Annotated in this window: 4 protein-coding genes and 1 pseudogene; 1 reads left to right on the forward strand and 4 read right to left on the reverse strand. The window is 72.4% G+C overall.

Annotation, left to right across the window (positions count from 1 at the left end):
- Positions 1-63: 63 nt before the first annotated feature.
- The 4 genes from DZG00_RS08620 to DZG00_RS08635 all read right to left on the reverse strand — a co-directional run bounded on the left by DZG00_RS08620 (position 64) and on the right by DZG00_RS08635 (position 7,980).
- Complete coding sequence (locus tag DZG00_RS08620) at positions 64-1,110, reverse strand: glycosyltransferase family protein (RefSeq protein WP_119455537.1); 1,047 nt, start codon at positions 1,108-1,110, stop codon at positions 64-66.
- 142 nt (positions 1,111-1,252) lie between these two features.
- Positions 1,253-5,974 carry a PKD domain-containing protein gene (locus tag DZG00_RS08625; protein ID WP_119455538.1) on the reverse strand — a complete coding sequence of 1,574 codons (4,722 nt, stop codon included), beginning with the start codon at positions 5,972-5,974 and terminating at the stop codon, positions 1,253-1,255.
- Positions 5,975-6,092: 118 nt separating this feature from the next.
- Positions 6,093-6,680 carry a hypothetical protein gene (locus tag DZG00_RS08630; RefSeq protein ID WP_119382809.1) on the reverse strand — a complete coding sequence of 196 codons (588 nt, stop codon included), beginning with the start codon at positions 6,678-6,680 and terminating at the stop codon, positions 6,093-6,095.
- Positions 6,681-6,732: 52 nt separating this feature from the next.
- Positions 6,733-7,980 (reverse strand): hypothetical protein, encoded by a 1,248-nt coding sequence (locus tag DZG00_RS08635; protein ID WP_119382810.1) that lies wholly within the window; start codon positions 7,978-7,980, stop codon positions 6,733-6,735.
- Positions 7,981-8,451: 471 nt separating this feature from the next.
- Between DZG00_RS08635 and DZG00_RS08640 the strand changes: the two are divergent.
- Positions 8,452-9,275, forward strand: a pseudogene (locus DZG00_RS08640) (hypothetical protein); the annotation flags it as partial.

The raw sequence follows: 9,275 nt of genomic DNA on the forward strand, positions 1-9,275 counted from the left end.
CGTCTCGGGCGCGTGGGGCCACGCGCATCGCGAGTACGCCCGCCCCGCCGACTGAGGGCCGGCTCACCGCGCGGATCCGCGACGCGCGAGAGCCGCGGCCCGCCGGTAGGCGGCGACGTGGCGCTCCCCCACCTCAGGCCACTCGCGGCGGGAGAGGTCGGGCCGCGCGCTTGCGGGCATCGCGCGCACGGCGGCCAGGGCCGCCTGGATGGCCTCGGCCGTGAGCTCGCCCGCGTACTGGTGCACCCAGCCCGGGCCGGTCTCCTCCGCGAGGCGCTGGTTGACGTGGTTCTGGGGCAGGAGCACGGGCCGGTCGAGGGAGAGCGTCGTGAGGGCGCCTCCGGAGTTGTGCATCTCCCGGTAGGGCAGCACCACGAGCTCGGCCGAGCGGACGATGTCCACGACCTCTGCGTCGTCGAGGAAGCGCAGGTCGAGCGCGATGCGGTCGTCGCCGGCCGCCAGATCCTCGAGCGACGAGGCCAGCTCGGCCGACGACGGGCGGCCGCCCGCGCGGAGCGATGCGTCCTCGGGCATCCCCCGGAACGCGCGGAGCAGGCGGTCGACGCCCTTGTACCGGCGGATCAGGCCGAAGTAGCCGAGACGTCCGTGCACCGGGTCGGGCTGCGGGTGGCGCGCGTACCAGTCGCGGTAGTGCCCGTGCACGATGGTCTCGTGCAGCCGGTCCCTGCGCTGGGGCGTGTCCTCGTTGAGGTGGATCCAGAGGGTCGTCCGCCGCTCCATCAGGCGGAGGATCGCGCGCTCGCGGCGGGAGATCCCGTCGGGCAGCTCGAGGTTGTGCAGCGTCCTGACGAGCGGGGTGCGCGTGACGGCGAGGCGCGCGACGAGCAGCAGGGTCAGCGCCTGCCGCACCAGCCGCTTCAGCGGCCCGTGACCGGACACGAGAATCTCCGGCCAGTGCACGTGCAGCACGTCGTAGGGACGCAGCAGGGCGCTCGGCCAGGAGAAGGTGCGGACGGCGACGCCGGGCTGGCGCGCGATGCTCTCGGCGAGCATCACGAGATAGGGGTTCGTGGTCGGACGCGGCGTCGGGAAGGACTGCTGGACGAGGAAGGGCCGGTCGCGGCGCGCGGTGCGTGTCATGCGGGTCATGGGGGTCCTCCCGGGTCGCCCGGCGAGCGGGACGGATGTGGTGCGGTGACGAAGCACGACCCCCGTCCCCGGGGGTCGTGCTTCGGTCAGGATCCGAGCCTCCGGGCTGAGGTCGCGCGGCGAACCGCCCGACCCCGCCCGATCAGGGGGCGAACGCGGTCAGGTCACGGACGGTCACCGTCTGCGGCGCGTTCGTGGCGGAGCCGGAGACGTACGAGAGCACGCCCAGCCCGCCGGCCGCCTGCAGTCCCGCGGAGGAATCCGTCGCCTGCACGTTCCAGGCCGTCGGCTCCGCGGTGCCGGCGATCCAGACCTTCGCCCGGATCGTCGTCGGGCTGGTGCCCGTGACCTGCGTGCGCACGCTGACGGCCGTGCCCGCGGCGATCGTCCCCGGGATGCGCACCTCGTTGGCGATGGTCGTCGCCGTGCCGGAGTTGCGGTGGGCGACGAGCGAGACCGCGGCGGTGCCGTTGTTCGCGAGCCGCACCACGGCGCGGTACTCGTTGTTGTTCGACACCCGACGGCCGATGGCGTAGACGAACGTGCCGCCGCCGGTGGCCGCCTTGTCGACCGAGAAGTCCATGCGCATGTCGACCGCCGTCTGCTTGACCGCGTCGAGGGTGCCTCCCGACGTCACGCCGGGCGCGGGGACGAGCAGGCGCGCGGCCCCGTCCCGGACGGACAGGTTCGATGCGGTACCCCAGCGGGTCCACGCACCGCCGACGTCCGCCGTGCCGAGCCCGTTGCTCACGGTGCGCGCGAACGCGTCGCGGGCGATGGGTGCGGCGACGGGCGCTGCGGCGATCGTCACCGTGGCGGTCGAGGTCGCGATGGCCCCGGCCCCGTCCGTCACCTTGAGGGCGACGGTGTAGGTGCCCGGTGCGGCGTAGACGCGCGTCGCCGTGCGTCCGACCGCCGTCGTGCCGTCGCCGAAGTCCCAGGCATAGGAGGCGATGGGCCCCTCCGCGTCTGCCGAGGCCGACGCATCCACGGAGACCGTCGAGCCGGACACGGTGCTGGTGAAGGACGCCGTGGGCGGCGCGTCCACCGCGACCGGGGCGGTGGCGACGACGCTCTGGACAGTGGTCGCCGTGGCGCCCGTGTCGTCCGTGACGGTGAGGCGCACCGCGTACGTCCCGGCAGCCGCGTAGGCGTGCGACGCCGTGGCACCGGTCGCCGTGGCGCCGTCCCCGAAGGTCCAGGCGTAGGAGGCGATGGTGCCGTCGGCGTCGGCCGACGCGCTGCCGTCGACCGCGAGGCCGAGGTCCGTGACCTTCGTGGTGAAGGACGCGGTGGGCGCCTGGTTGACGGGCGGCGCCGGCGCGACGGTCACGGTGGTGGTCGACGTGCCCGTGAGGCCCTCGTCGTCCGTCACCGTGAGGCCGACCGTGTAGGTCCCCGCTGCCGCGTAGGCGTGCCGAGCCTCGGCGCCGGTAGCGGAGGATCCGTCACCGAACGTCCAGGCGTACGACGCGATGCGGCCGTCGGCATCCGCGGATGCCCTGCCGTCGACGGCGAGCTGGAGGGCGTCGGTCGTCGGGGTGAAGGCGGCCGTCGGGGCCTGGTTGACGCGCGGCGCGACGACGGTGATGTCCGAGGTCTTCACCGCGGTCGCTCCCTTGTCGTCGGTGACCGTGAGCGTGACCGTGTACGTGCCGGCTGCGGCGTAGGCGTGCGTCGCCGTGGCGCCGCTCGCGGTGGCGCCGTCGCCGAACTGCCAGGCGTAGGACGCGACGCTGCCGTCGGCGTCCGCGGATGCGCTCGCGTCCACGGCCACCGACAGGTCGGTCGCCCGGGCATCGAAGGCCGCCGTCGGCGCCTGGTTGGGCTTCGTGCCCTGGCCGAGCGCGTAGTGCTGGCTGACGGTGCTCGCCGACAGCGCGGTCGAGTACACGGCCGCCTCGTCGATGGTCGCCGCCACGTAGGGGCTCGAGGATCCCCACGTCGGGTCGCCTCCGAGCTTCCAATAGCCGTCGTACGCCTGCGCCTGCGTCTGCGGGTTGGTGCCGATGAGGGCGCCGTCGACGTAGAGCTTCAGGCCGTCCGAGGACTGCGTCGCCACGACCTGGTGCCAGCGTCCGTCCGTGTAGGAGCCGGAGCTCGTCACGGTGTTCTCCTGGCCGGTCCAGGTGCCGTAGGTGAGGCGCCCGTCGTCGCGGAGGAAGACGTGCCGGTCGTAGTTGCCGGACAGGCCGTTCGCGTTGTCCCCGAAGCCGATGAGCTTCCCTCCCCGATTCGTCGTCGAGTTGAACCAGAGCTCGAGCGAGTACGTCTGCGGGTTCGAGATGCGGCGCGAGCCGATCACCTGCCCGCTCTGCCCGTCGAACTGCGCGGCGGTGCTGCCCGCGCTGGTCAGGACCCCGGGGACGCCCTGCGTCACGCCGCCGATGTAGGCGGCTGGGCTGCCGGTCGTGCTGGCATCGGCGGCGACGGTGGTCCCGCCCTTCTCGTCGAGGCGCCAGAAGGAGTCGGCGTTGTCCTGGAAGACGCGTGCGCCGTAGGAGTCGGCCGGCGCCTTCGGAAGACGCGACGTGCGACCGGAGGTCACGTAGTGCGCGTCCACCTGCTGGCGGTCGAGGACGCTCGGGTAGATGGCCACGTCGTCGATGGCGCCGGCGAAGAACTGGCCGCCGTCCCACGAGTTGTCGCCGCCGATGCGCCAGTAGCCCTTGTAGTCCTGCGCCGAGGTGGTGTCGCTGCGGTATCCCGCGCGCGCTCCGTCGACGAAGAACTGCATCCCGTCCTTGCCCAGCGTGCCCACGACCTGGTGCCACTCGCCGTCGTTGAGCGCCGTGGCGGAGGTCAGGGTCCGGCTCGCGTTCGGGTAGACGCCGAAGCTCACCCGTCCGTCGTTCGCCATGTAGATGTGGCGGTCGTAGCTGTCCGACGTGCCCGACGTCTTGTTGCCGAAGCCGACGATCTTGCCGCCTGAGGTGGTCGTGGTCTTGAACCACGCCTCGACGGAGAAGGTCTGCGGGCCCTGGACGAGCTTCTTCGAGGCGGAGAGGCCGTTGGCCGTGCCGTCGTAGACGGAGGCCGTGTCTGCGTCGCCGGTGATGGCGCCCGCTGCGCCGCGGGTGACGCCGGTCCCCACGGTCTGGTCGTCGAAGCCTGCCCAGTCGTAGTTGACGGAGCCCGACGCCTCGCCGAGACGCCAGAAGGCGGTCGCGCCGTCCGCGCGGACGGTGTCGACGTAGGGGCTCGGTGCGGCCGACGTGACCGTCGCCTGCACGCTGTCTCCGATCACGGTGTTGCCGAGCGGGTCGGTGGCGCGGATCCGGTAGCTGTACGCCTTCCCGGGGGTGAGATCGCGGTCGACGAAGCCCATCGCGGGACGATCCCAGACGCGGGAGTCGGCGGTCGTCGTGTAGACGGGGGTCGCCATGTTGCCGTCGCGGTAGACCTGGTAGGTCAGGCGGCGGTTGTCGCGGTCGGCGTTCGCGGTCCAGCTGACGCGCAGCGTGCCGGACTCCTGCGAGGTGACGGTGGCCGTGAAGGCGGCGCCCGAGTCGAGCGGCCCCTGAGTGTTGGGCGCCTTCGCCTTCGCGGCGAAGCGCACGATGCCCTGCTGGCGCTTGCCGTTCACCTGGGTGAACTCGCCGGCGTAGGAGAGGTAGCCGTCGCCGGCGGCGACGCTCCAGGGGCCCTGGCTCTGACCGGTGAAGGTGCCGGAGTTGATGTCCGGGTACCAGTCGAGCAGGGTCGGGGCCGGGCTGCCCTCGAAGTTGTAGTAGCCCATGGGGTCGCGCGTGATGGTCTGCGTGGCCTGCTTCGTGAAGGCGAGGCCGCGATAGATGGTCCACGTGGGCTCCGTCTGCGGGAATCCGCCGACGTTGCCGCAGTAGTGGGGGTGACCGGCCACGTAGACCTGGTCCCCGAAGGGCACCGCGGAGTACGTGTCGCCGTGGCAGTCCTCGACCCAGTTCGTGTCGCCGGTAGCCCAGTCGGCGCGGAATGCGCCCTCCAGGTTGCCGGACTTGCCGAAGGTGTAGCCGGTGCCGTAGACCCCGTCGGCATCGCCGGTCAGGCTCGTGATGGAGGCGTCCACCCCGCCGTTGCGGATCAGGTTGTTGACGTTCCACGGCAAGTTCTGCCCCGTCGCCGTGCTCACCGCGCCGAGGCCGTAGCCCGGGTTGCTCGAGCCGTTGAGGGCGGTGAAGCTGCCGCCGACGACGAGCTTCTGCCCGTCGGGGGACAGGACCATCGCAGTCACCGTCCCGTCCGCGATCCCGGGCGCGAAGGCGGTCTCGACGCCGTTGGAGGCGTTCACGGCGGCGATGCGCCCGCGGACGCTCTTGCCGATCGAGGTGAACGCACCGCCCAGGTAGACCGTGGTCGCGGTCGCCGCGATGGCGCTCACGGGCGCGTTGGTGCCGGCTGTGAAGGAGGTGATGACCTGGCCGGTGACCGGGTCGAGGGCAGCGACGCGGTACTTGTTCACGCCGTTCACCGTGGTGAAGGCGCCGCCGATGTAGATGCGGGATCCGTCGGGCGACGCCTCGATGGCCTTGACCTGCCCGTTGAGGATGGGGGCGAAGGAGTTGATGAGGACACCCGTGCGGATGTCGTAGGCGAGGATGTTCGATCGCGGGACGGTGTTCGCCCCCGGTGCGGATCCTGCCGGCTGGGCGGTGGAGAAGTTCCCGCCCACGTAGACGACGTTGCCGACCACCTTCTGGGTCCAGACGACGCCGTTGATCTGCACGGTGGGCAGGGCGTCGGCGGAGACGGTGGTGGGCGTCGTGGGTTCGACGGGGACGGTGTCTGCCACGGCGGGCTGGACGCCCACGAATACCGAGGCCAGGACGGCGGCGGCGGTGGCGAGCGCGAGCGGACGCAGGCGCGAGGGCAGGGTAATGCCCATGGTGAGGCCTCATTCGGGTATCAGGCGCCGGCATTTCGGGTTGCCGGTGCGCTGTCCGGATCCTATGGGCGGGATCCACGGCCGAGCAGGCCCCAGTACAGGGGGTTCCCGACTCGGATCAGCGTCGCGGCGCCGGCCCCTGGAACACGACGACGGGGGTGCCCGCCATGTAGTCCACGGCGATGCGCACGTCATCGCGGCGCTCGAGCGGGAGGGCGAAGACATACGTGCCCGTGACGGTCTCCCCCGGGGCCGCCTCGGCTGGCAGCGGGGCGCTGCCGGTGGACAGCGGATCGGCCGGCAGCAGGTCGTCCCCGGATGCGACGGTGACGACCGTCGACGCAAGGGACACGGCCGCGTCGGTCCGATTCTCGATCGTGAGCGTGAACGAGACGGCGGGCCCTGCGACCTCCCCCGGGCCGTCCGCGACCCCATCGACGGCGGCGAGGGACCCGATGGACGCGGACACGCCGGGCACCGGCTCCGCCGTCGCGTCGAGGGCGACGGGCGACGCCTCCTCTGGCGGCGCCTGGCCGTCCGCGGGGTCCTGCGAGGTGACGGGGGAGCTCGTGGCGTTCGGATCGGAGGGGAACGCGGGCTCCTCGTTCGCCGTGCCCGACGTGTCGCCGTCGGGCCCGGTGCTCACGACGAGGACGATCGAGATGATCACGGCAACGGCGACCAGCGCGGCGACGACCGGGATCACAATCCGGCGGCGGCGTCCCCGCCGCGACCTCTCCGGTCCTGGGGTCGTCGGATCAGCGGGTGTCGCGGCCATGGTTCCTCCGTGTGGTTTGTGTCGGGAACGCGGTCGTCGACCGCGTATCGGGTACTGGGCCTCCACTCGACGCGCGCCCCGCGGAGACGAGGGTCATCCCCAGTGCGAGCATGAGGAGCGGCACGGCGCTGAACACCGGGCTGAAGGGGATGTTCCAGAGCGACTTCACGACGACGTACACCACGAGGCCCGCGGAGGCGCGGGCGGCGATGCCCGATGCCGCGCCCGCGAGGAGGACGATGGTGATCGCGATCGTCAGGAGGATGCCGACGAGCCCGAAGCGGGTCCACAGGTCGCCGAGGACGGAATGGAGCTCGAACGCGGAGCCGAACAGGTAGTCCTCCACGTAGCCGTTGTCCGGGTCGTAGTTCAGCGCTGCCATGCCGGTCTTGGCCACCTGGATCTCGGTGAGGTTCGGCAGCGTGCCGGATCCGAAGCCCCAGGGGTGGTGCTGGAACAGCGCCACCGCCGCGCCGATCTCCGGGCGCCCGCCCACGATCACGGAACCCGCTCCGTCGAGCTGCGCCTCCGTGCGCTGCCGCGTCGCCTCGCCGAGGTACCCCTCCAGGATGAGGGCCTGACCGCCCTGGTAGACGACGAGAGCGAGCCCGCCGAGGCCCAGCAGGGTCGTCCCGATGCTCGCCCGAGGCCGGGAGGCCGTCGGGCGCAGGTTCCAGAGCACGACCAGCAGCACGAGCAGCAGGATCGCGAGCTCGGACCGCGCGTCGTTGACGCCCGCCAGCACGACCAGCACGACCAGCACGACGGGCGCGACCCATCGCCGCCCGGAGCGCCACGCCAGCGCCAGCAGCAAGACCGCGACCGGCACGGCGAGGCCGAACTTCCAGACGTTGGTGGAGAAGAGGGTCGAATCCGGGTTGATGCCGATCACCATGCCGACGCCGAACCACACGGCCACCGAGGCGTCGGGCATGAGGGTGCGCGCCCACACCAGCACGCCGACGCCCACGAGCACGCCGAGGATGAGGACGGACGACGACACCGCCTCGGTGGAGGAGACGTCGTGGTCGGCGGCGGAGAAGCCCGTGAGCCACGCGCCCGCCGCTACGGCTGCCACCACGAGGAGGGCGAGCACGGGTGCGCCGCGATGCCGCAGCAGGACGGGCAGCCACAGCGGCGCCAGCACCACGCCGATGACATGGCCCAGCTCCAGCCCCTGGAGCAGAGGGAGCCGGAACGCGAGGGCGATCACGGCGACGACGGCCACGGATCGGAGGAGGGGATGCGCAAGACGGGTGCCGGGCGGCGGCTCCTTGCCGCGGATGCCGGAGCCGGGCGGTGGTTCGCGGCCCGATGCGCTCGATCGACGAGGAGGAAGAGCCACAGCACGCGTCCTTCGTCTCTCGGGTCCTGGACAGGATAGGCCGCGGACACGCCGGAGGCGGCATCCAGCCCGTCGGATCTCCCATGTGCGGGTAATGCGCCCCCGAACTGGGGTGGAGCACCCCCCGGACGGGGTATGCCCGAATTCAGCGAGCCACGGCGCGAACTGCTAGTGCACGAACCTATAGAGTCACCCCCATCGTCAGACGGGATCCCGTCGGGGCAACGCCGTCCCGCCCGCTCCTGCCGATCGTGGAATCCCGGAAGGACACCCGGGCCTCCGTGCCGACACCCCTCGTCCGACCCCCGGAGGATCACCGCCGGCGGGCTCCGATGTGCCGACCTCAGGAACGACATGCCCACCTCTCCCACCTCCACGAGCGCATCCGTCTCGCCCCTCCGCCGCGCGTCGGCCCTGATTGCGGGAGCCACCGCTGCCCTCGCCCTCGGGCTCGGCGCCTCGTTGGTCCCCGCCGGACCCGCCGCCGCCGCCGGTGCCGCGGACACCTTCTCGCGCCAGGTGGCCACCGGTTGGGGCTCTGCCGGCTCGGGCGGGGCCTACGCCTCGTACGGCCCCGCGGCCACGGCGTTCTCCGTGGACGGCAGCCGCGCCCGGATCACGCGGCTCGCGGCGGGGAGCTCTGCCGGAGCGCACCTCCCCGGAGCCTCGCTCCTCGACACCACGGCGAGCGCCTCGGTCGCCCTCGTGGGCAGCACCGCGCTGAGCGTGTACCCGGCCGTCGAGGTGCGTCGTCAGGCGGACGGATCGTCATACCGCGGCAAGGTCGAGCTCAGCCGCACCGGCAAGGTCCGCGTCAGCACGTCCCGGGCGGACGGAGGTCGTGAGACGACCCTCGGCGGGGCTGACGTCGCGGGCACGGCTGCTCCCGGCACCGCGGTGACGGTCCGGATCCAGGTGACCGGGACGTCACCCGTGACGGTGTCGGCAAAGGCCTGGCGCGCCGGGACGACAGAGCCGGGCTGGCAGACCACCGTCGCCGACGGCTCCGGCTCCCGCATCGCCGCGGCGGGGTCGACCGGCGTCTGGGCCTACGCGTCGGGCAGCAACTCCGGCGCGGCGACCCTCGCCGTGGACGACCTCTCGAGCGCGGCGCCCTCGACGGCACCCGCGACCTCACCGACGCCGACGCCGACGTCCACCGCCGCGCCCACCCCGTC

Origin of the sequence: Clavibacter lycopersici (genome assembly GCF_003576405.1) — a bacterium.
Taxonomy (GTDB): Bacteria; Actinomycetota; Actinomycetes; order Actinomycetales; family Microbacteriaceae; genus Clavibacter; species Clavibacter lycopersici.